This window comes from Photobacterium gaetbulicola (genome assembly GCF_003025515.1).
Classification (GTDB): Bacteria; Pseudomonadota; Gammaproteobacteria; order Enterobacterales; family Vibrionaceae; genus Photobacterium; species Photobacterium gaetbulicola.
In genome coordinates, this window is record NZ_PYME01000010.1 from 126,198 (window position 1) to 147,848 (window position 21,651).

A 21,651-nucleotide genomic window follows, 5' to 3' on the forward strand; every position below is an offset into this window, starting at 1 on the left:
AGATCACTGATTGAATGAGGTCGCTATTCACTACGCTCAAGCAACACCATCACTTCCGCATGCTCCGTATGAGGAAACATATCAAACCACTGCAGCCGCTGAGCCTCATACAGATGCAAATCCATTAAGTCCTTTTTAAGTGTTTCTGGGTTGCAGCTGGAATAGATAATATATTTGGGTGCCAATGCGAGAAGTTGCTCGGTTAATGCCTGTCCTAGCCCGCGGCGTGGCGGATTAACCAACACCAGCTCAGGTGCACGGTCTTGCAACTGGGAGAAATGAGCAGAGTCCAACGCATCAAACTCCAGGTTAGTGATCCCCAACGTCGCTGCTGAAAACTTGGCACTGGCAATCGCCTCAGGCTCAATTTCAATACCAACAACCCGTTCGACATCCTTTGCACAATGCAAGGCAAAGCCGCCCACGCCGCAAAACAAATCCCACATCGAGCTCGGTGCTAACTCTCTGACCCAGTCACGTGCTGCCGCATATAGTTGCTCAGCAACCTGCGGGTTGGTCTGAAAGAAACTCTTTGGTCGAATCACCATGGGGACACCACTGAACTGCTCGACCAGATGCTGAGCGTCGGTGAGGAAAATCTCTTCTTCCCCTTCCAAACGCGCCATATGGATAGGCTGCAGGTTCACCGAAACCACCTTCACTTGCGGCCAATCGCCAAGCAGCCTGGCAAGGTTTGCTTCAATACGGGCAATCGCATCTCTACTTTTCATCACGAACCGCAGCATATACTCGCCCTGACATTGAGAACGAGTAAGCAGAATGTATTTCAACTCGCCTTTCTTTTTCGTCTTGTTATAAGGCGGAATACCCGCGCCTCGAATCCAGTTTTCGAGATAAGCCAGTAATGCCTGCATATCATTAGGATAAAGCGGGCAGTCGCATAAGCTTACAGGCAGATTATCACAGCCTTCTATACCCAACACTGGCTGGTGGGCAGCACCAAGTACTACCATCTTGGCCTTGTTTCGGCATGCACTTTCCTCACTGTAAACAGCGGGCAACCATTGCAATGGCATTACCGTTGAAAACAACTGTTTTAGCGTGTCATCTTTTTGCTGAATTTGCTGTAGGTAAGGCATACCCGATAAATTACAGGAACGGCAGCGCTGCTGATCAAAGTGAGAACATTGCATGGTGGTACGGGTAATAAAGAAAAGCGCTAGTCTATTCCTTTCTCCGAAAAGCACCATTTGGATTATTTCTGCACAGAATAAGTAATTTTGATGACGCTGCTGACATTTTAGACAACAATAATCTGTTGCCCTGAATTTCACGGTGAGTTCAAAGAAACCAAGTCATGATTTTGCTAGCTTAGCGCAAACTCGAACAACCCTGCACGACCATGAAATTAACCCAACTGAATGCGTTCAAAGCCATTATTGAATGCCAAACCGTGACTGCCGCAGCAGATCGCCTTCATCTCAGCCAGCCTGCCGTCAGCAGATTATTGTCCTCATTAGAGCAACGCTTGGGCTTTAAATTATTCATCCGCAAAGGCAACCGATTGGAGCTCAGCGACGAGGGGCAGGCTTTTTACCTCGAGGTCGCCAAAGTCTTCGATGCCGTCGCTGGATTGGATCAAGCCGCCAACTCCATCCGCTCCAATCACTTTGGCAGCCTCAATATCGCGGCAATGCCACTGCTCTCCAATGCGTTTTTACCCCGGGTCGTTGCGACCTTCCTATCCCAGACGCCTAAACTCAAGCTGGGCTTCAAAACGTACCGCTCGGAAGATGTGATCCGCCGGATACAAAGCCAAACCGCCGATATCGGCTTTGCCTTTGTCGACGACATTGTGGCCGGGGCCAAAGCACAGCGGGTCGAATGCGAGTGCGTATGCTTGGTTCCAGCCAGCTCACCGCTGGCAAAACGCAAGGTCATCGATATCTATGATATTGCCGATCAAGTGCTAATACGCCATGAAAAAGATGCCACCCAACGGCGTATAGATGCATTATTACGCCGTTACAGCCTCTCGACTATCGAGCATATCGAAGTCTCCCTGGCCAGTACTGCCGCCGCGCTGGTCAAGGAAGGGGTTGGCATTGCGATCACCGACCCGTTTACCGCCGTTATCGACAGCGAACACCCGAACGTGGTCATGCGACCACTGGTCTTTAGCCTGCCGTTCGAATTTGACATCCTCTACCCAGCCCTTAAGCCGATCCACCGTCATGCCGAGCACTTTATCGAACAATTTATGCTGCTGGCCGACGCCCTTGATGTGCAGTTGAAAATTGGCCCGATGAGAGATCTTGATGAGTAACCTTCGGGACGACATCACACTTGAACCGCGTATGGGCGGCCAATGAGATGGGAAAATAACCCATTAAAAATCAGAAAGATAATAACGCCATCACTCACTAGCATTACTTTTTTGCATGGCTGTTTGTTCCTTTAGCATTGGCGAGATAACTGGGAGGTTCCTTACTGTAGCCAAAACAACGACACACACTGAAAAGGAATAATCATGACAAATCGTGTCTCTATCATTGGCTCGGGAAACGCCGGATTAACAGCAGCCTATCACTTTACCAAGCATGGTGCAGATGTCTGCCTATATGGCAGCAAGGGGTTTGATCAGCCTCTTCAAGATATTGAACAACGTGGTGGAATTGAAGCCCTCAGCCACTTCAACGACGTGGAACTCACTTTCGCTGGTTTTCAAGCCATCGACAAGATCAGCCGTGATCTCAAAGAGACGCTCGATTATGCTGACCTTGTTGTACTTCCGGTGCCATCTTTTGCCCAGGAGCCTCTGTTTATCGAGATGTTGCCGCACCTGCGCGATGGCCAGATCATCATGCTGATGCCGGGTAATTACGGCTCCTTGGTGCTCAATCGAATCAAACACGAAAGAGGTTACGGCCAGCTTGATATTACCTTTGTCGATGCCATTTCCATTCCGTGGGCCACACGTATTGTGGGGCCAGCGCAGCTGGCAATCCTCGGCATGAAAGAGTTCCTGCCCGTGGCGGCTTTCCCAGCCAAGCGCTCGCAAATAGCTATTGACGCCCTGCAGCCGGTCATGCCGCTTCCGCTCACCGCCTTGGGCAATGTGATTGAAGCCGGCCTTGAAAATATCAACTTCGGGGGCCATCCACTGCTCACCACGCTGAACATGGGGTTGTTGGAAAACTTCGACGGCCAGTTCAATTACTACAAAGACTGCTGTTCGGTGTCCACCGCCAAGGCTGCGGCAGCAATGGAAAACGAGCGCCTTACCATCGGTCGCTTACTGGGCCTGACACTCAAGCCCGAACTGGATGCCATGAACGCGCTCTACGACATGGATTGCAAAACCGTGTATGAAGTCAACCGCACTTCAGAAACCCACGGCAAGCTCAACAGCGCACCGAACTCGGCAAGCAATCGCTATATCACTGAGGATGCCGCCTACCTGTTGGTGCCTTGCTATGAGCTTGGCCAACTGACCGGGGTGGAGACCCCGATGATCACCGCCTGCCTACACATTGACAACGCCTATAACGATACCAACTACTTCACCACTGGCCGCACATTGAAAAAAATGGGGCTGGATAACCTTTCTGCCCAAGAAATCATGGACTTTGTAGCGTAACTCAAGCGCAATTGACAAATATGGGGCCACAGGCCCCATAAAGGACTGAACAATGAGCAAATTGAAATTCCCTTCTGCCTACACCATCTTAATGCTGCTAACGGTGTTGATGGCACTGCTGACCTGGATGATCCCGGCAGGCCAATACCAAATGGAAATCAATGAGACACTGGGCAAGCTTGTCCCGGTTGTGGGTTCGTACCAAACCGTCGAAGCGAATCCCCAGGGCATCATTGATATCCTGATGGCTCCTATCCAGGGCTTTTACAACCCATCGGACTATGTTGCACGGGCTGTTGATGTCGCCCTGTTTGTCTTGGTTATCGGAGGCTTCCTGGCTGTCGTGACCGAAACCGGTGCCATTGATGCCGGTATCGCCGGCACCATGAAACGTCTGGCCGGCCGAGAAAAATGGATGATCCCTATCCTGATGGGCCTGTTCGCCCTCGGCGGTACCGTATATGGCATGGCTGAGGAAACCATCCCCTTCTATGCCTTGCTGATCCCGGTGATGATTGCTGCCGGGTATGACAGCATTGTCGGTGTCGCCATTATCATGGTTGGGGCCGGTATCGGCTGCCTGGGCTCGACCATCAACCCTTTTGCCACCGTCATTGCTTCAAACGCAGCGGAGATCACCTTCATGGAAGGCTTTGCCCTTCGCGCGGTGATCCTTATCCTAGGCTGGCTACTGTGTGTGTTTTATGTCATGCGCTATGCCGAGCGTGTCAAACAAGACCCTTCTTGCTCAATTGTCGCCCACCAGCGTGACGAAAACCTCAACCACTTCCTGCACGGCAAGCAGCAGGAAACCCCTGAACTTACCAATACCCGTAAGGCCGTTCTAGCCATTTTTGCCCTGACGTTTATCGTCATGATGTGGGGCGTTTCCGTTGCTGGGTGGTGGATGGCTGAACTATCAGCCCTGTTTATTGGCTCAAGTATCCTGGTTGGCTTTGTCGGCCGTTTATCAGAAGTTGAGATCACCGACAGTTTTGTCAACGGTGCCAGAGATCTGCTCGGTGTCGCATTGATCATTGCCATCGCACGGGGATTGGTCGTTGTCATGGACAATGGCAACATCACCCACACAATTCTTCATTATGCCGAAGGCCTGCTTGGTGGGCTAAATGAGATTGCCTTTATCAATGCCATTTACTGGGTTGAAGCCATCCTTTGTCTGGTGGTGCCTTCGTCATCCGGCTTGGCCGTGCTGTCCATGCCTGTGCTCGCGCCGCTTGCTGACTTCGCCGGTGTGGGTCGAGAACTTGTCGTAACGGCCTTCCAGTCCGCCTCCGGTCTCCCTAATCTTGTCACACCGACCTCCGGTGTCGTGATGGGTGGGCTTGCCATCGGCCGAGTCGCCTATTCTTCTTGGTTACGCTTTATCGGACCGCTAATTGGTATCCTGACGCTAATGATCATGGCGCTGCTCAGTATCGGCGTCATCGTTGGCTAAGGCTGGATAAAAACAGCCTAAATCCTATAAAAAACAGCCAGGCTAACCTGGCTGTTTTAAATTCAAGCAGGACGATATTATCCCTACGCTAACTATAGGAAATCCAGCGTATTATCCTCGAACGCTTTGAGCGTGGGGAACAGAGTTTCTAAATGGGTCTCTTCATAGCCAAACCACTTAGCCAGCGTGGCATTGACTTGATCTGCCGCAATTTCCGGAATAAGGCGACCATTGTTGTAGTCGTACTCACTACCCGGTGTTAAATCAGGCCATTGACCGTATGCCTTACCACCATTAACCGCTCCGCCCATTACCAGCTGATGGCCTGCCCAGCCATGATCCGTACCGGTATCATTGGCCATCAAACGACGACCAAAGTCAGACATGGTAAAGGCAGTGACGTTGTCCAGCATGTTGATATCTTTCAACTCTTGATAGAAGCCTGCCATCGCATTAGATAGTTGCTCCAACAATGCATGATGAACATTCTTTTGGTTATGGTGCGTGTCAAAGCCCCCGAGACCAACAAAATACACCTGTCTGTGATGCCCCATCTCGGCATGCTTTTGGATCAGCTTTGCGGTTGTATGCAATTGCTCGCCCAATGATGAACGCTCAGTATCGTCATCCCCATCGGTGCCAAGCAATTCGGCAAGCCTTTGATTTTGATAGAATCGACTGGACATCACATCCACGTAATTATCTTTGAACAGATTATTGAACTGGCGACCGAAATGAAAATTCATCGCCTCAATGCGCTCTTCCTGGTTCAATCCGTTATAGGTGCCAGCCCCACTCCCGGTCATCACCATTTGCTCATAGATATCATTGCGCAGCCATTTCTGCTCGCCGTTCAAAGACATCATCGGTGATAAATCATTGGACATATAAATACTGTCGACCATGCGCCCCGCCCAGCCGAGTTTATCTTCCATGTTAAGTGCGCCTGACTGCCACATGGTTTGTTGCAGGTTATGCGCCATCAGGAAATCAGGAACAGGATGCGGATCTGTTTCTCCGATAATTGGCCCTACCAACTGGCCCGAATTGACAATGACTGTGGCATTGTTATCTCTGAATACCGACTCCAGCCGCGACATTGCAGGATGCAAACCCAGACTCACCGCCGGGCTGGTGTCTCCCGGCTCTGACTGGATACCAATATCAACCAGTTCATGCTTGGCAATCGCCAGTGTCGGCCTTGCTTTTTCATAGGTTAGGTAATGCTGGTCAACCGGTACCACCATGTTGTAAGCATCATTGCCACCGAACAAGAAAATACATACGAGAGCTTTAAAACCATCATCCCCAGCAACGGCTTGCTTGCTCAGTGATAATCCCGGTACTGCTGATAATGCGCCAAGTGCAGTAGAGCTTTTTAAAAAGTGGCGACGTGACATTTTCATGGCTTACTCCTGGCAACGAAAATCAGGGGAACATTGAATAGCAAACAGAGTAGCGAATGTTCTTCTATCGTCACCAATGTTTTTATCAGTCATATCAATCAATAGATCTTTGAGATAATGATGAAGTTCATCTGACATCAAGCCAAAGAAGATCCGCTCGTTAATCCACGCCATATACTCGTCGGGCTTATCAACCCGGTTTTCCAGTGGAGAGCGATCCCAAGTCCAATGCCTTTCGTTGGTATAGCGATGGGATAATATTAAATCCCACATTTTATTTGAGATCCGACGCATTGAATCCATGCTATGGATATTGAACTCAGGAGCTGTGAGCTCTTTATTGGCAACCTCGCCTTTGGGGGCGTAATCCGGCTCGTAAAAATTAAAAACACTCGGAGCCTGCAGCGGCGCCTGACCGAAGTTACTTTGTAGTCCAGGAAAATCCCACCAACGGCGAGGATCATTGCTTTTTACATTCAAAGCACGACACAAATTGGTCATCGCAATGACTGGCTCTTTGACCTTGCCGAAATTGCGGGTGCTGGACCCATAATCCTGATAGTCAGCCATTGCCAGGCCTGCGATTAAATCCTCATCTAGCAGAATGGCTTTAATCACGGCTTTCATATTACCCCGTACACCTTGGCCGTCATCAATAAAAACTTTTGCCACCCGCTCAATATAATTACGGCGGGGGTTACTGATGGTTAGCCGCTGAATTAACAGCCGGGATATAAACACTGGTGTGTTAGGATGGTGATACAAAAGATCAATCGCCATATTCAGATCTTCCTCAGCGCTCTGACCGGCCGGGAAATCAACTCCCAACACCGTCTTAGGTCCGAAGTCATGCCAGTCGCGTTGATTTACCATCGGCTTGGTATTACTGTCCTTGCCATCGCTATCTTTATCTTTTCGCCACCCTGTTAATACACAAGCTAACGCTTCAACATCTTCTTGGGTATACGCTGGCTTGCGTTTCCCGCCAGCTAGCTCTGGTTGTCCATTGATTTTCAGCTCCCATAAACCAATAGAAAACAACTGCATGACTTCACGAGCGTAATTTTCGTCAGGAAAAGTATTGTTTTGCTCGTTTTTAACCCGGCTTCCAGCCAGAGTTAAGAATTGTCCCATCGCAGGATGTAAAGTGACGGCCTTTAATATTTCATCGAAGCGTCCAAATGCTTGCCTTACCAAGACATCATAATATGAAGCCAGACCTTCGCCTCCAGGACCACCATTATTCGACACCACAAATATCTGACTTAAAGCAAATGCAACTCGCTGACGGAGTTGATCTCCTCCCGCAAGCGTGCGTTGCCACCAGGCACTCATTCGTGCACTTTCGTTAAGTGGCTCCCCCGTCTCTTCTGCCACTTTTCGAGCAAGATTCAAGTGCATATTTTGACGGGCAAACTGATCCTCAAACCACCCTTCAATACCACCGTCAAAATCAAGAAGCTTTTCGACATCGCCGTGCTTTGGCCCAAATGTCGCTCGGTACAGGAATTTTGCTGCCTGTTCCGGATCGTTTATTGTTGTTACCACTGCTCTTCCTTTCAAGGTTAATTCTGCTTTCTTTATTCATAAAGCAACAAACGGAAGAATAATATTTGCTGTGATTACAAATAATGTTTATTTTTCGTCAATTTTTTTTACGGATAAACAAAATGGGAAGAAAATAACAGATAAGATTTTTTTACAATTTGCCGTTTAAGAAATTAACACTTCCTTGATATTGCCATGATAAAAAATATTAAATTTTGCTGTTATAAATATAAAGGCATATAAAAAGAGCCAGCAAGGTGCTAGCTCTTTGTATCATTACTACAGACTCAACAACTTAAATAAAATCTAAGGTATTTTGGGGGAACATCTTCAACGACGGAAATAACGTTTCTAAATCTCCCTGATAATCAAACCAGTTGGCAAGGGTCGCATTGACCTGATCAGCGGCGATTTCTGGAATGAGGCGACCATTGTTATAATCATATTCGCTGCCTGGGGTTAGATCCGGCCAGTTACCATAGGCTCTACCACCTTTAACTGCGCCGCCCACGACTATCTGGTGCCCAGCCCACCCATGGTCAGTACCTGAATCATTGGCCATAATACGGCGACCAAAGTCCGACATGGTAAAGGCTGTAACCTTGTCGGAAAGTCCCTGCGCTTTCATCTCCTGATAAAAAGCCGCCAGCGCATCCGACACCTGACCAAGCAGTGCCGCATGAGTACCAGCCTGATCTTTGTGGGTATCAAAGCCTCCCAAACCCACAAAGAAAATCTGACGATTATGCTGCAACGAGGCCGCGTTTCGCACCTTGATTAACTTGGCAGTCGTATGCAACATGTCACCCAAACCAGTTTGCGGGAACCCATCCAAATCGCCGACTGATGTCAAAACCTCTTCCAATGCATCATTTTCATAATAACGACTTGCCATTGCCGTCGAATAATTATCGGCAAACAGGTTGGCGTACTTTTCATCGAAATGGCGCCTCATGGCACCGAGACGATCACTATTGTTCAAGCCGGTATAGTCGCCGGCCCCTTCGCTTGTCATCACCAGAGGTTCAACATGGTTATTGCGCAACCACTTCTGCTCACCGTTCAATGACATTAAGGGAGACAGACTGCCCGACAGGTTCATATCCTGAACCATTCGTCCCGCCCAACCCAACTTGTCATTCATGTTTTCGGCACCCGACTGCCACATCGTCTGTTGCAGGTTATGGGCCATCAAAAAATCAGGCACCCGGCTATTTGGGGTGTTCGCGCCAATAATCGGCTCAACCAACTGGCCAGAGTTAACGATCACTGTCGCGCTATCCTCAGCGAAAGCCGACTTCAAGCTTGCCATCGACGGGTGCAGACCCAGCTTCACACCGTTATCGCTCGCGATATTCAACGGCACCAGATCACTTTGCGCTATCGCCAAGTTGCGCCTCGCCTGCTCGTACTTCTGATAAGCATCGTCATCGGTTGGGATCACCATGTTATAGGCATCGTTTCCGCCAAACAGGAAGATACAAACCAGTGCTTTGTAATCATCTTGATTGGCATGGGCCATGTTGAGCCCCGTTAAAGCAGGAGCAACAGAAGTGGCACCAAGCGCTGCCGTTCCTTTCAAGAAATGACGTCGTGATAATTTCATGATTTACTCCTGGCAGCGAAATTCAGGTGAACATTGGATGGCAAACAACGTATCGTTGATTTTACGATCGTCATTGCGGTTATCTGCAGTTAGCTCATCAAGCATCTGGCGAATAAAACCTGCCAGCTCTGTTGACATCAAACCAGCAAAAAAGCGTTCATTTAGCAGCTCAATATACTCATCAGGCTTGTTTACCCTATTTTCGAACTGTCTACGGTTCCAAGACCAATGTTTTACGTCAGTACTGTCGTGAGCCAAAATCATGGTCCACATCCGGTTGGAAATCCGGCGCATACTATCCATCGACAAAATGGCAAACTCAGGTGCAGTCAGCTGCTTGTCTGTAATTTCCCCCTTCGGCGCATAGTCAGGCTCATAGAAATTGAAGACACTCGGAGCACGCAATGGTGCCTGACCATAATTGTTCTGGGTGGCAGCGAAATCCCACCAGCGATCGGGATCATTGCTTTTCACATTAAAAGCACGACATAGGTTGGCCATTGCGATAATGGGCTCTTTCACTTTGCCGAAGTTACGCCCATTGCTGCCGTGGGCCTGATGATCGGCCATCGCTTTGCCATCAATCACATCTTGATCCAGCAAAATGGCTTTGATCACGGCAACCATGTCACCCCGAATGCCTTGGCCATTATCCTTAAATACATCGGCTACGCGCTGAATATAGGAACGACGAGGGTTACTGACGGTCAATCGTTTAATTAACAAAATAGAAATGAACATCGGGGTATTGCGATGATTGAACAGCAGATCCATCGCTTGTGATAAGTCTTGCTCGGGTGACTGCCCCTCAGGGAAAATCTGGCCCAGCACCCGCTTCTCACCAAAGTCATGGCGCCTGTCATCGGCATACATAGGTTTGAGATAAGTATCGCGGCGCCAACCTGTCAGCACCCTTGCCAGTTCCTCGACATCCTGCTGGGTATACGTCGGTTCTTTGTTTCCCTGGCTATCGAGCTTTGGCATGCCGTTATTTTGCAGCTGCCACAACCCCAAACTAAAGAGCTGCATCACTTCACGGGCATAGTTTTCATCTGGAAAAGTATTATTGTCCAGGTTAGCTTTGCGGCTGCCTTCCAACGTCAGATATTTCCCCATTGCTGGGCTTAGCGTGACGGCTTCAAGCAAGTCACGGAAATTTCCAAAGGCATGTTTTAGCAATACATCATAGTATTCAGCCAACCCTTCCGCATTAGGGCCACCGCTGTTTGATACCACAAAAATTTGGCTTAATGCATACGCCACACGCTGCCTTAGCTGATCACCCGCGTTCAAGCTACGATTCCACCACGCACTCAATCGGGCATTTTCGTTTAGCGTATCACCGCTCGCATTGGCATAACGCTCGGCCAAAGGCCGGTGCAGACGCCAGTTTCGAGTGAACTGATCATCGAGCCACGCCTCAACGCCCATTTGCAAAAAGTCATCAACGTCCCCCGATTTGGGACCAAATGTTGCCCGGTACAGGAATTTTGCCGCCTGTTCCGGTTGATAGATTGAGCTTGCCACGATGCTCTCCCTCTCCTTATTTTTTATTTATATATTTATCAATGCCTCTCAATAATGATTGAGAGGCATTAATTGACGAGGAGAGTCATTATTTTCTGGAAGTAAAGTACCAAAAATTCATGAACGGTTACGATATAATGCTTTGATCCCAAACCTATTCACTCGCCCCATTCCATCGGCACTAAGCTGCAATTTCCTCCCGCTATAGTTACCTCCTCGATAGGTAAGGCCCGTCAGTAACGACAGTGTCAGCCAATGTATCAAAATGTATGGATCACAATTTTGCTATTGAACGATGTTTTATTGAGAGGTAGCATTCACCGCAACAATGAGTGAGCAGGTAAAGCCTAGCTCACCAGATAACAGGCTCTAAGCCTCGATAACATAATTAGGAAAATCATGAAAAAGTTAATGCTACTTCCTTTGGCTGCACTTGTCGGTGCCTCTTTCGCTGCCAACGCTCAACAACCGATGACCCAGAACTTCGACTACATTTCTGGTGGTCTGCAAATCAGTAAATTCAGTGAAGATCTAATCTCTGGTCCTTTTTCAACGACAGACGGCGGCGCTGGCCTTTACCTGCGCGGTAGCTGGAACTTCACCGATAACTTCTTCGTCGAAATGCGTGGTGATGCAGTAGGGGCAGACGACATGACTTTGTCAAATGGCCTACTGGGCCTTGGCTACTTCATGCCTGTTAGTGATGACTTTACGGTATACGGGCTTGCTGGTTTTGCAAAATCTCGTTACGAGATCGACGCTAGTTTTATGGGGCAGAGCATTAAAGCCGGTTTAGAAAATTCAGGCTTTACCGGTGAACTCGGTGCCCGCTACCAGGTTATGGAGCGCTGGACGGTTGAGCCTGCTGTTCGCTTTGCCGCTTACGACGACACTATGTACGAGCTTCGCCTAGGCAACAACGTGCAAATGACCGAGCATGTTAGCCTTGAAGCGAACCTGTCTCGCAATGACTACGATGCATTCGCTGAAACCAACTTCCAGCTGGGTGCGCGCTACAGCTTCTAAGTGTCTAGCTAGACACTCTTGCTGAATTAAAATATTTACATTCGCTTTCGCTAGGTTAAAGCAACGGCCTGTGGTATCACTACCTACAGGCCGTTTTTTTAGCTTGGTTCCGCGCAAAATATATGGTTCTAATCAGTGACGGAAGCCATTAAACTTGCCGAGCACCAACTCAAACTCCTCAATTTGCTTGGCGACCATATCGACGCTCTGCTGCCAGAACTCCGACTGGCGTATATCCATACCCAGGTGTTTTGCAACCACCTCTTCTGCTGTCATCGAACCCGTATCACGAAGCAAGGCTTTATAGTCCGCATAAAAGCTGTCGCCTTTCGCCTCACGCTGGGCGTACACCCCCTTGCTGAATAGATAGCCAAACAAGTACGGGTAGTTATAGAAACTGATTTCCGCGATGCTAAAGTGAAGCTTGCTGGCCCAGAACATCTCGTTCGTTTCGTCCATGGCCTCGCCGTACCACTCCTGCCAGGTTTCCGACATCAGTGTCTTAAGCTGTTCAGGGGTAAACTCCCCGCCTTGGCGCTGTTCGTAAAACGCTTTTTCAAACTCATAGCGCACCGGGATATTGACTATCAGTGCCAGGGCTGACTGCGCTTCCTCCCACAGCATCAATAACTTTTCTTGCTCATTGCTGGCTTTTTCCATCAATGCATCACGCACTACATTTTCGGCAAAAATAGACGCGGTTTCCGCCAACGTCATCGGGTAACGGGTTTGAACCAATGGCATATCTTGCATGACCCAGTTATGGAAAGCATGGCCAAGTTCATGGGCTAATGTCAATACATCCGACATACTGCCGCCCCAAGTCATGAATACCAGTGGCAGCCTGCTATCGGCAAACTTTGTGCAGTAGGCACCCAAGCGTTTATTCGGCTGCGGGGCTGCATCGATCAACTGCTTTTCTACCATCATATCGACAAACTCAGCCATTTCAGGATCGACACCGGCAAAAGCTTCGCGGATGATAGCAATGCCTTGCGCGAAACTGTACGTACTGGCGTCTCCACCAGACAAAGCGGGCATAGACGCCATTTCATCCCAGGGTTTAAGCTTATCGGTACCAAACAGTCGCGCCATCAGTAGCCCCGCTTTTTGGCCAATATGACGGTTGCCTCTGGCGACCGCCATCATGGCATCGAGGGTCGCTTTTTCGATTCGGCTGGTATGCAGGCTAAGATCAAGATAATGCACCGGCTGGGTATGACTGCGCTTTTGGTATTCCGTCAGACGCGCACCGGACAGCGCATTCAAGATGGCAGCAAAGCTTTCCTGATGGGTAGTCATCGCTTCAGAGATGGCGCGCCAGGCAGGTTCTCTGCGCATGCTATCCCCCCCATAGAGTAGACTGGCTGCCTGAGACAACCCCATTCTCTCCTGTTGCCCGTCAGGCAGTTGCAAGGTGACCTTCATACTACCGGTGATATTATCGTACAACCGCCCCCAGGCCAGCTTGCCATCGACATCCAGTGCGGTGAGCAGTTGCTCTTCCGCCACTGTTAACTGCTGGGGTTTAAGCAAGCGCTCGCGCTCAAGCAGAAAACGCCATGAAGATAGCCCTTCTTCCCCCTCCCCCATTTCAAGCAATGCGTCGAAGTCTTCAAGGCTAAGGTTAACAGTGGCTTGCATAAACGGGGTCATGGCCTGATCAAGCTGGGACTGCAGCACATTCACCTTACCGAGCAATTTTTTCGCTTGTTCATCGGCAGCATCGACCGATAAGATGCAGTTGACATACGTCCCGAGCGTCATCACTTTGACACGTTCGGTCTGCTGCTTGGTAAGTGCGGCAGCCACCCCCGCCAAGGAGGTTGCGTCTAATTTTGCCAGCTCAGGGAACAACGCTTCAACCGCTGCCAGATCTTGCTCTATTTTTGGATCATTTAAACCTTGGTAGGCAATCGTTAAATCCCAGCTCGGAATATTCATTCGTTCTCCTTGGTCTATTACTTACCCGAAAGCACCGAGCGGCTAGGGTCGGAACCAATAATTCGGGTGTCGGCCTTCACTTTAATCTGTAAATAATAAGCAAGATTTGCCTTCGTGCTCAATACGCTGAACTTGAGTGGAAAAGACAGTTTCCAAAGTGTCGACGGTCATGACCTCGTACGGCCGGCCTTTCGCCACACAAGAACCATTATTCAGTAGAATCACCTTGTCTGCCTCTCTCAGTGTGCGGTTCAGATCATGATTGGCCATCACTACCGCGACCCCCTGACTCGCCAAACGACGGATGAGTTGATACATAATGGCTTCCTGGCCGATATCCAATGCCGAGGCCGGTTCATCCAATAATAGTAATTGGGCCTCAGGATTCAATCTCGGCCATACCTGAAGACAGGCCGCCGCTAACCTCACGCGCTGCCACTCTCCCCCGGACAACTGCTGTATATTTCGGTTGAGCTTATCGGCAATTTTCAACGCTCCGCAAATCTCGTCTAACGCGGCTTGAACTCGGTCTGCGTCCAGCTCACCTAGCGGCGACAGAGCTAGTGACAAATAATGGTATACCCCGACAGCAAACGCCGGCTTGTCCTGTTGCGCAAGGTAACAACGCATCTGAGCGAGCCGAGGTAGATCTAAGTTCGCAATATCGTCACCAGACAACTTTATCTCGCCCTGGGCTTCGACCAGTCCAGACAACATAGATATCGCCGTACTCTTCCCGCTGCCATTGGGACCAATGAGGTGAACAATTTCGCCGCGCCGAACCGAAAATGAAACCGGTAATAGTCGGGGGGGCATTGCCAAGTTTTGCGCTGAAAGGATCACAGGTTGTGATTCTCGTAACGTCTCCATTCACAACCTCCTTAATCGATTTGTGAACGCAACAGCATCCAAATAAATACCGGTGCACCCAAGCTGGTGATCACCACACCAACCGGTAATTCGGCCGCAGGCAGCATGATTCTTGCTAGCGTGTCGGCCAAAGCTAGCAATAAGGCACCGCAAAGTGCCGATAGAGGGAGCAAGTAGCGATTTTCGGTACCCAGCGCCAAACGCAGTAGATGCGGTACCACAAGACCGATAAACCCAATCACACCGGCTAAGGCTACCGAGGCTCCCACCAACAGCGATACCACGAGTATTAACCGCCAGCGGCTGGCCGCTACATCCAACCCTAGTTGCTGGGCCTGGTGTTCGCCTAGCATCAGTAAATCCAGCTTGCGCCCCTGGAGGCATAGCCAGAGCAATACCGGCAAGACAAACAACAGCAATGTCAGCTGCTGCCAGCTAACCCCGGCCACACTTCCCATCAACCAATACATCAGCATGCGAAGATTCAAGTCATCACTGAAATAAAACGCCCAAGTCACTACGGCACCGGACAAGATCCCCAAAGCAACCCCGATCAGTAACAAACGAGCGGTAGAAACCCGCTTTCGTCGAGATAATCCAACAAGAATAAGGGTAAACAAGAATGCACCAGCCATCGCCGCGGCCATCATTACAATAGGGGTTGGCACAAAGGGGAGCGCAAAGAGCAAAATAACCAGGGCCAGGCTAGCCCCCCCGGATATCCCCAACACACCCGGCTCTGCCAATGGGTTCCCCAGCAAGACTTGCAAAACGGCACCTGATGCTGCCAGCGAAGCACCAACCGCGACAGCGGCCAGCAACCGGGGCATCCTTAGCTGCAGCAACAATTGTTGCTCAAGACCCGGTTGAGCAGACCACGGCCATATGAAGATTTCACCTACAGCAAGAGAGAGAAAACAGACGAACACCAGCAACAAGGCTGAGGTAATAAATCCTGTACGCCATCTAAGCTGTCGACGGCGTATTAACGTTTGTAGTTGCATCTTATTATCACGGTAAAGAGGAACGACTAACCTTACTCTTTCAGCCATAAAATAGAAAGCCAGCTTTTTAGCTTCATGATAAATATGACAAAAACAACCCTAAATCGCACATTCACAGCCAGCTACTGAGCTACAATTTGCTCACCTACCAAGACCTTAGCCTGCTGCACCAACAAACAAGCTCGCTGCCCTATTGCCACATTGGCGTTAGGAAAGACCACTGCTTCACCTTCTTCCAATACGTAGTACTCAAGATCCCTATCACGTCCCAGCAAAGTCCCCTGAGGGTACATAGTAAAATTGGCTTGGTCATCCGGGAAATTCAGCATGAAGTGTTCGCTCTGTTTTATTAATGTTCGCGTCACTTTATATACAGTAAGTTTATCTTGCTGCCATTGATAGTTCGGCGATAAGTGTGTAACCAGATCCACGATGGCTTGGTAAAACGAAGACAAACGCTGCAGATCATTTTGACCAAAAGGGGCGACCTTGCCCAACTCCAACGTTAGGGCCTGTGCGCCAAAAAACTCTGCGCTATACCAACTAAAGGTTGGCGACGGAGAGTTTGACAATAGTGCCGCTTCAATGTCACTGCGCTGTAAAAAGGCAAACAGATCGCGTTGCCGGGTTTGGTGACTGGAGAAAGGGCTAACCGCAAATGTGTAGTGCTCAGAATCTCGAATTGCGCAGTGTAAATCGAGGTGCCAGCGAGACTGTTGATGCTTTTCACCTTGCTGGAAAAAAGACTTCACTGCGGATTGAAGCGTGTTAGCTCGGATACAATCAGGATTGGTTGCAGGGTTTTCGGCCTTGAACAGCCGGTTCATATTTTCATCGACAAAACGGCGGTGCCGATTAATCGCTTCAGGATGGCCAATGATCACCAATAGCCGATGAGCAGGTTTAATTTCGCCAGACAAAATTTGCTCAACCAATCGTTGTAACAACTCAATTGGGCTAGTTTCGTCCCCATGCACCCCCGAGGAAAGGACGATGTCTTTTGGCTGTTCGTCCTGAGACGAACTAAAAGCAGGTGAGAACGATAAAAGGCCTCTTCCTAGCAACTCACATTCCATGCCGGACTCTGTCAGCCAATGTCCCTGCTCTTCGGGCAAGGCCATGTCCAGTGTTGCTTCAAGAAACTTCCCTTCTTTTACTCGCTGTAGCATTCCCATTACCTACCTCCATGTTATTAGCTAATCCCGAGCTAATGGAACAGGTTCATTCTACCGCTGCAGAAACCTCATTAAAACATAAATTTAACATTACCCGTGCAAATTGTAACACATGAGCACCGTATCTTCGCTGGTAAGTCAGCTGAGTAATAATAAAAAACCCGGGTAAGTTCTACACACCTTACCCGGGCTCTGTTTTCGTCAATAAGTTCGCAATTACTTTTCGATTTCGATATTTTCTACGCGAGCTTTAAGTTTCTGACCTGGACGGAAAGTCACAACACGGCGAGCAGAAATTGGAATATCTTCACCCGTTTTGGGATTTCTTCCCGGACGCTCGTTCTTGTCGCGAAGGTCAAAGTTACCAAAACCTGATAGCTTTACCTGTTCACCACTTTCAAGCGCTTTTCTGATTTCCTCAAAGAAGACTTCCACCGTATCCTTGGCGTCCCGTTTGCTCAATCCAACATTTTCAAACAGGTTCTCAGCCAAATCGGCTTTTGTGAGCGCCATAGATAATTCCCTCAAGACTATATTGAATGGATTGCAGGAAGACGTAAGCCATTCCCACAGCGAATTAGTCGAGTCAGGCAGAAGCCAGAAACCGCTGAAATAGCCGGCTTCAGCACGCTCAATCCTAACTAGAGACAAGTTTATGCCAACTAGCTGATTTCCGCCAACTTTTTTATGTCAACTTATCTTTAAATAATTGATTTTCGCGAGTGGAATTGAACGGCTTTCATGCACCCTGTTGTGCTTATTTCGAATAATTACTGGTAAATATTTCTAAAAAACACCGAACACTCAACATATTCCGCTACCATTTCAGACTTAAATAGAAAATATCTCTACTTATCAGAAAGTTACAGTATTTAGATTCAGATCAAAAAATTTACAACCCTATAGACGAATTTGTAAAACAATGACTTAAAAAAGCCCCTGTACTTTCAACCTTGGCGGGTTATTTTCAGAAGTCACGCTGCAATAAGTGATGGGACAATACGTGTCATTAAGGCAAAAAAAAGCCCTACCAGATTGGTAGGGCTTTTTATCCGTCAAGCGGATCGATTAGTCACGCAGTGACGCACCGAACTTCTCAGAAACGTGGGCAACGATAGCGTCAACAGAGCCCGCGATGTCCGCATCTTCCAATGTACGTTCAACAGACTGTAGAGTCAGGGCAATTGCCAAGCTCTTCTTGCCATCTTCAACGCCCTTACCTACGTAAACGTCGAACAGCTTAGCGTCAGTCAAGAACTCGCCGCCCGCTTCAAGACAAGCGTTAACGATGTCGCCAGAAGCTACGGTTTCATCAACCACGACCGCGATATCACGACGGTTTGCAGGGAACTTAGACAGAGCAACAGCCTCTGGGATCACTTTAGTGTTGATCGCAGACCATTCGATCTCGAATACGATAGTACGGCCGTTCAGGCCAAACTTACGCTCTAGCTCAGGGTGAACAGTACCGATCACACCCACTTCTTTGCCATCTACGATAATCGCCGCAGACTGACCTGGGTGAAGAGCTGGGTGCTGCTCTTTATTTGCAGAAGAAAGGGCCGCGAAGCTGTAAGCCTTCTCGTTAGCAGAAAGCTCAAGGATAGCTTCTAGGTCGCCTTTCAGGTCGAAGAAATCAACAGTGTTGGTTTCGATGTCCCAGTGCTCTTCGCTGCGAGTACCCGCGATAACACCAGCCAGCATTGGCTCTTGGCGCATGCCGTTTTCAGCCGTTTCACATGGGATGAAACGTAGGCCGTATTCGAACAGGCGAACACGTGGCTGCTGGCGCTTCTGGTTGTGAACAACCGTGTTAAGCAGACCTTGGATAAGGCCAAGGCGCATCGCTGACATTTCCGCAGAGATTGGGAACGGCAGTACTAGCGGCTCAACACCAGGAACGATCAGTTTCTGCTGCTCTGGCTCAACGAAGCTGTATGTGATCGCTTCTTGGTAACCACGGTCAACAAGCAAGTTACGAACACGCTTAAGAGGAAGGTTTGCTTCAACGTGGTCGTGCATCTTAAGTGCTGCAGCTGGGTTCTGGTTAGGAATGTTGTCGTAACCGTAAATACGGCCAACTTCTTCAATCAGATCCTGCTCGATAGCAATATCGAAACGCCATGTTGGTGCAGTCGCTGTCCAACCTGCTTCTGTAGTTTCAACAGTCAGGCCTAGACGCTCTAGGATTTCTACCACTTCTGCATCAGCAATGTGGTGGCCTAGTAGGTTGTCTAGCTTAGTACGACGAAGTGCAACTGTGTTTGGCTTAGGAAGATCAGCATCTGACTCCTGTGCAACAACTGGTGCAACTTCACCGCCACAGATTTCAACTAGCAGCTGAGTGGCACGCTCCATTGCGCTTACCTGTAGTGCGTAGTCCACACCACGCTCGAAACGCATTGAAGAATCAGTGTGCAGGCCGTAGCTACGTGCGCGACCACGGATGTGGTCAGGTGCGAAGAATGCACACTCTAGCAGCACGTCTTTAGTCTCGGTAGTTACACCAGACTCTTCACCACCAAAGATACCAGCGATAGCTAGTGCTTTGTTATGGTCAGCAACAACTAGGGTATCAGCGTTTAGCTCAGCTTCAGTACCGTCTAGCAGTGTTAGCTTCTCGCCCTGCTCTGCCAAACGAACCACGATACCCCCTTCGATCTTCGCAAGATCGAACGCGTGCATTGGCTGGCCTTGCTCAAGTAGAACGTAGTTAGTGATGTCGACAACCGGATCGATTGAACGGATACCACAGCGACGTAGCTTCTCTTGCATCCAAAGTGGTGTTTCTGCCTGAACGTTTACGTTCTTAACCACACGGCCAAGGTAGCGCGGACACGCTGCAGGTGCTTTCACTTCGATAGATACAGTGTCATCGATAGACGGAGCAACCGCTTCAACCGCTGGCTCAGTTACGTCAGCGCGGTTCAATACGCCAACTTCACGCGCAAGACCGCGAATGCTGAAACAGTCAGCACGGTTTGCGGTTAGGTCAACATCAACAGTAACGTCGTCCAGACCTAGGAATTCACGGAAATCAGTACCGTTTACCGCGTCTTCTGCCAGCTCCATGATGCCGTCAGACTCAACGTCGATACCCAGTTCTGTGAATGAACAAAGCATACCGTGAGAAGGCTGGCCACGTAGCTTGGCTTTCTTGATTTTGAAATCGCCTGGTAGTACTGCGCCAACAGTCGCAACAGCCACTTTCAGGCCCTGACGACAGTTAGAAGCACCACAAACGATGTCTAGTAGTTCTTCTTCACCAACATCAACTTTGGTTACGCGCAGTTTGTCAGCGTCTGGGTGCTGGCCGCACTCAACAACCTGACCCACTTTAACGCCAGTGAAAGTGCCTGCTACAGGTAGTACGTCGTCTACCTCTAGGCCAGCCATAGTGATTTGGTGAGTTAGCTCGTCAGTTGTAACCGCAGGGTTTACCCACTCACGAAGCCAAGATTCGCTAAATTTCATAGTGTATGAACCTCTGGATTACTTGAATTGTTTTAGGAAACGAAGGTCGTTCTCGAAGAACGCACGAAGGTCGTTTACGCCGTAACGAAGCATGGTTAGACGCTCAACGCCCATACCAAATGCAAAACCAGAGTATTTCTCAGGGTCGATACCTACACTGCGAAGTACGTTCGGGTGAACCATACCGCAACCTAGTACCTCAAGCCATTTACCGTTCTTGCCTTTAACGTCAACTTCAGCTGAAGGCTCTGTAAACGGGAAGTAAGAAGGACGGAAACGCACTTCCACTTCTTCTTCGAAGAAGTTGCATAGGAAGTCGTGAAGGATGCCTTTTAGCTGCGCGAAGTTAACGTTCTCATCAACCAGCATACCTTCCACCTGGTGGAACATTGGCGTATGCGTCTGATCGTAGTCGTTACGGTATACACGGCCCGGAGCGATGAAACGGAAAGGCGGCTTGCCATTTTCCATCGTACGGATCTGAACGCCAGACGTGTGAGTACGCAACATTAGATCAGGGTTGAAGAAGAAAGTATCGTGGTCGGTACGTGCTGGGTGATCTTCAGCAATGTTCAGCGCATCGAAGTTGTGGAATGCATCTTCGATCTCCGGGCCAGACTCAGTGTTAAAGCCTAGCTCACCAAAAAACTGCTCAATACGCTCAACCGTACGCGTTACTGGGTGCAGGCCACCATTTTCAATGCGACGACCAGGTAGGGTCACATCGATAGTTTCAGCCGCAAGCTTCGCTTCTAGTTCAGCGCGCTGCAGTGCGTCTTTGCGAGCGACAATCGCCTGCTGAACAACACCTTTAGCCTTGTTGATTTCCTGACCAGCAGAGCGGCGCTCTTCTGGTGGAAGCTTACCCAAACTTTGAAGTTGAAGGGTCAATTCACCCTTTTTGCCCAGATACTGGACACGGACTTCGTCCAGAGCGACTAATGTATCAGCCTGCTCGATAGCTGCCGTTGCGTTGGCAATAATCTCGTCTAGATGTTGCATCGTTTCCTC

General features: G+C 49.2%; 16 protein-coding genes. 4 read left to right on the forward strand and 12 right to left on the reverse strand.

Annotation, left to right across the window (positions count from 1 at the left end; all coding sequences use genetic code 11):
- Nucleotides 1–23: 23 nt before the first annotated feature.
- Nucleotides 24–1,154: a 23S rRNA (uracil(747)-C(5))-methyltransferase RlmC gene (rlmC, locus tag C9J03_RS10915; protein WP_044623140.1), complete on the reverse strand. Its 1,131-nt coding sequence runs from the start codon at nucleotides 1,152–1,154 to the stop codon at nucleotides 24–26.
- A 209-nt stretch (nucleotides 1,155–1,363) separates the two neighbouring features.
- On the opposite strand from rlmC, the gene C9J03_RS10920 reads away from it, so the two are divergent.
- The 3 genes from C9J03_RS10920 (at nucleotide 1,364) to C9J03_RS10930 (ending at nucleotide 5,060) form a co-directional block, all read left to right on the forward strand.
- Complete coding sequence (locus tag C9J03_RS10920) at nucleotides 1,364–2,287, forward strand: LysR family transcriptional regulator (protein ID WP_044623139.1); 924 nt, start codon at nucleotides 1,364–1,366, stop codon at nucleotides 2,285–2,287.
- 204 nt (nucleotides 2,288–2,491) lie between these two features.
- Complete coding sequence (locus tag C9J03_RS10925; RefSeq protein WP_044623138.1) at nucleotides 2,492–3,601, forward strand: NAD/NADP octopine/nopaline dehydrogenase family protein; 1,110 nt, start codon at nucleotides 2,492–2,494, stop codon at nucleotides 3,599–3,601.
- A gap of 52 nt (nucleotides 3,602–3,653) precedes the next feature.
- Nucleotides 3,654–5,060: a YfcC family protein gene (locus C9J03_RS10930; RefSeq protein WP_044623137.1), complete on the forward strand. Its 1,407-nt coding sequence runs from the start codon at nucleotides 3,654–3,656 to the stop codon at nucleotides 5,058–5,060.
- Nucleotides 5,061–5,152: 92 nt separating this feature from the next.
- Here the strand turns inward: C9J03_RS10930 and C9J03_RS10935 are convergent, their stop codons facing one another.
- The 4 genes from C9J03_RS10935 to C9J03_RS10950 all read right to left on the reverse strand — a co-directional run bounded on the left by C9J03_RS10935 (nucleotide 5,153) and on the right by C9J03_RS10950 (nucleotide 11,147).
- Nucleotides 5,153–6,466: a DUF1501 domain-containing protein gene (locus C9J03_RS10935; RefSeq protein ID WP_044623136.1), complete on the reverse strand. Its 1,314-nt coding sequence runs from the start codon at nucleotides 6,464–6,466 to the stop codon at nucleotides 5,153–5,155.
- Between the two features lie 3 nt (nucleotides 6,467–6,469).
- A complete protein-coding gene (locus tag C9J03_RS10940; protein WP_044623135.1) occupies nucleotides 6,470–8,014 on the reverse strand; it encodes a DUF1800 domain-containing protein in 1,545 nt (514 codons plus the stop codon).
- Nucleotides 8,015–8,309: 295 nt separating this feature from the next.
- Nucleotides 8,310–9,620 (reverse strand): DUF1501 domain-containing protein, encoded by a 1,311-nt coding sequence (locus tag C9J03_RS10945; protein ID WP_044623134.1) that lies wholly within the window; start codon nucleotides 9,618–9,620, stop codon nucleotides 8,310–8,312.
- Nucleotides 9,621–9,623: 3 nt separating this feature from the next.
- The gene (locus tag C9J03_RS10950; RefSeq protein WP_082060596.1) at nucleotides 9,624–11,147 is read right to left on the reverse strand and encodes a DUF1800 domain-containing protein; all 1,524 of its coding nucleotides are present in this window, start codon (nucleotides 11,145–11,147) and stop codon (nucleotides 9,624–9,626) included.
- Between the two features lie 399 nt (nucleotides 11,148–11,546).
- Between C9J03_RS10950 and C9J03_RS10955 the strand changes: the two genes are divergently transcribed.
- A complete protein-coding gene (locus tag C9J03_RS10955) occupies nucleotides 11,547–12,173 on the forward strand; it encodes an outer membrane beta-barrel protein (RefSeq protein WP_039462327.1) in 627 nt (208 codons plus the stop codon).
- 132 nt (nucleotides 12,174–12,305) lie between these two features.
- Here the strand turns inward: C9J03_RS10955 and C9J03_RS10960 are convergent, their stop codons facing one another.
- The 7 genes from C9J03_RS10960 to pheS form a co-directional block, all read right to left on the reverse strand.
- Nucleotides 12,306–14,117, reverse strand: coding sequence for a M3 family oligoendopeptidase (locus tag C9J03_RS10960; protein WP_044623132.1), 1,812 nt, complete (start codon nucleotides 14,115–14,117; stop codon nucleotides 12,306–12,308).
- A gap of 81 nt (nucleotides 14,118–14,198) precedes the next feature.
- A complete protein-coding gene (gene btuD / locus C9J03_RS10965; RefSeq protein WP_082060690.1) occupies nucleotides 14,199–14,960 on the reverse strand; it encodes a vitamin B12 ABC transporter ATP-binding protein BtuD in 762 nt (253 codons plus the stop codon).
- Nucleotides 14,961–14,998: 38 nt separating this feature from the next.
- The gene (gene btuC, locus C9J03_RS10970; RefSeq protein ID WP_044623131.1) at nucleotides 14,999–15,991 is read right to left on the reverse strand and encodes a vitamin B12 ABC transporter permease BtuC; all 993 of its coding nucleotides are present in this window, start codon (nucleotides 15,989–15,991) and stop codon (nucleotides 14,999–15,001) included.
- A gap of 122 nt (nucleotides 15,992–16,113) precedes the next feature.
- Nucleotides 16,114–17,166, reverse strand: coding sequence for a succinylglutamate desuccinylase (gene astE / locus C9J03_RS10975; RefSeq protein WP_052829748.1), 1,053 nt, complete (start codon nucleotides 17,164–17,166; stop codon nucleotides 16,114–16,116).
- A gap of 216 nt (nucleotides 17,167–17,382) precedes the next feature.
- The gene (ihfA, locus tag C9J03_RS10980; RefSeq protein WP_039462335.1) at nucleotides 17,383–17,679 is read right to left on the reverse strand and encodes an integration host factor subunit alpha; all 297 of its coding nucleotides are present in this window, start codon (nucleotides 17,677–17,679) and stop codon (nucleotides 17,383–17,385) included.
- Between the two features lie 555 nt (nucleotides 17,680–18,234).
- Nucleotides 18,235–20,640, reverse strand: coding sequence for a phenylalanine--tRNA ligase subunit beta (gene pheT, locus C9J03_RS10985; RefSeq protein ID WP_044623130.1), 2,406 nt, complete (start codon nucleotides 20,638–20,640; stop codon nucleotides 18,235–18,237).
- A gap of 18 nt (nucleotides 20,641–20,658) precedes the next feature.
- Nucleotides 20,659–21,642 (reverse strand): phenylalanine--tRNA ligase subunit alpha, encoded by a 984-nt coding sequence (gene pheS, locus C9J03_RS10990; RefSeq protein WP_044623129.1) that lies wholly within the window; start codon nucleotides 21,640–21,642, stop codon nucleotides 20,659–20,661.
- Between the last annotated feature and the right edge of the window lie 9 nt (nucleotides 21,643–21,651).

Coding starts and splice junctions, on each gene's coding strand:
- rlmC (WP_044623140.1), bottom strand. CDS start 1,154: ATGCAATGTTCTCACTTTGATCAGCAGCGCTGCCGTTCCTGTAATTTA.
- C9J03_RS10920 (WP_044623139.1), top strand. CDS start 1,364: ATGAAATTAACCCAACTGAATGCGTTCAAAGCCATTATTGAATGCCAA.
- C9J03_RS10925 (WP_044623138.1), top strand. CDS start 2,492: ATGACAAATCGTGTCTCTATCATTGGCTCGGGAAACGCCGGATTAACA.
- C9J03_RS10930 (WP_044623137.1), top strand. CDS start 3,654: ATGAGCAAATTGAAATTCCCTTCTGCCTACACCATCTTAATGCTGCTA.
- C9J03_RS10935 (WP_044623136.1), bottom strand. CDS start 6,466: ATGAAAATGTCACGTCGCCACTTTTTAAAAAGCTCTACTGCACTTGGC.
- C9J03_RS10945 (WP_044623134.1), bottom strand. CDS start 9,620: ATGAAATTATCACGACGTCATTTCTTGAAAGGAACGGCAGCGCTTGGT.
- C9J03_RS10955 (WP_039462327.1), top strand. CDS start 11,547: ATGAAAAAGTTAATGCTACTTCCTTTGGCTGCACTTGTCGGTGCCTCT.
- C9J03_RS10960 (WP_044623132.1), bottom strand. CDS start 14,117: ATGAATATTCCGAGCTGGGATTTAACGATTGCCTACCAAGGTTTAAAT.
- btuC (WP_044623131.1), bottom strand. CDS start 15,991: ATGCAACTACAAACGTTAATACGCCGTCGACAGCTTAGATGGCGTACA.
- astE (WP_052829748.1), bottom strand. CDS start 17,166: ATGGGAATGCTACAGCGAGTAAAAGAAGGGAAGTTTCTTGAAGCAACA.
- ihfA (WP_039462335.1), bottom strand. CDS start 17,679: ATGGCGCTCACAAAAGCCGATTTGGCTGAGAACCTGTTTGAAAATGTT.
- pheT (WP_044623130.1), bottom strand. CDS start 20,640: ATGAAATTTAGCGAATCTTGGCTTCGTGAGTGGGTAAACCCTGCGGTT.
- pheS (WP_044623129.1), bottom strand. CDS start 21,642: ATGCAACATCTAGACGAGATTATTGCCAACGCAACGGCAGCTATCGAG.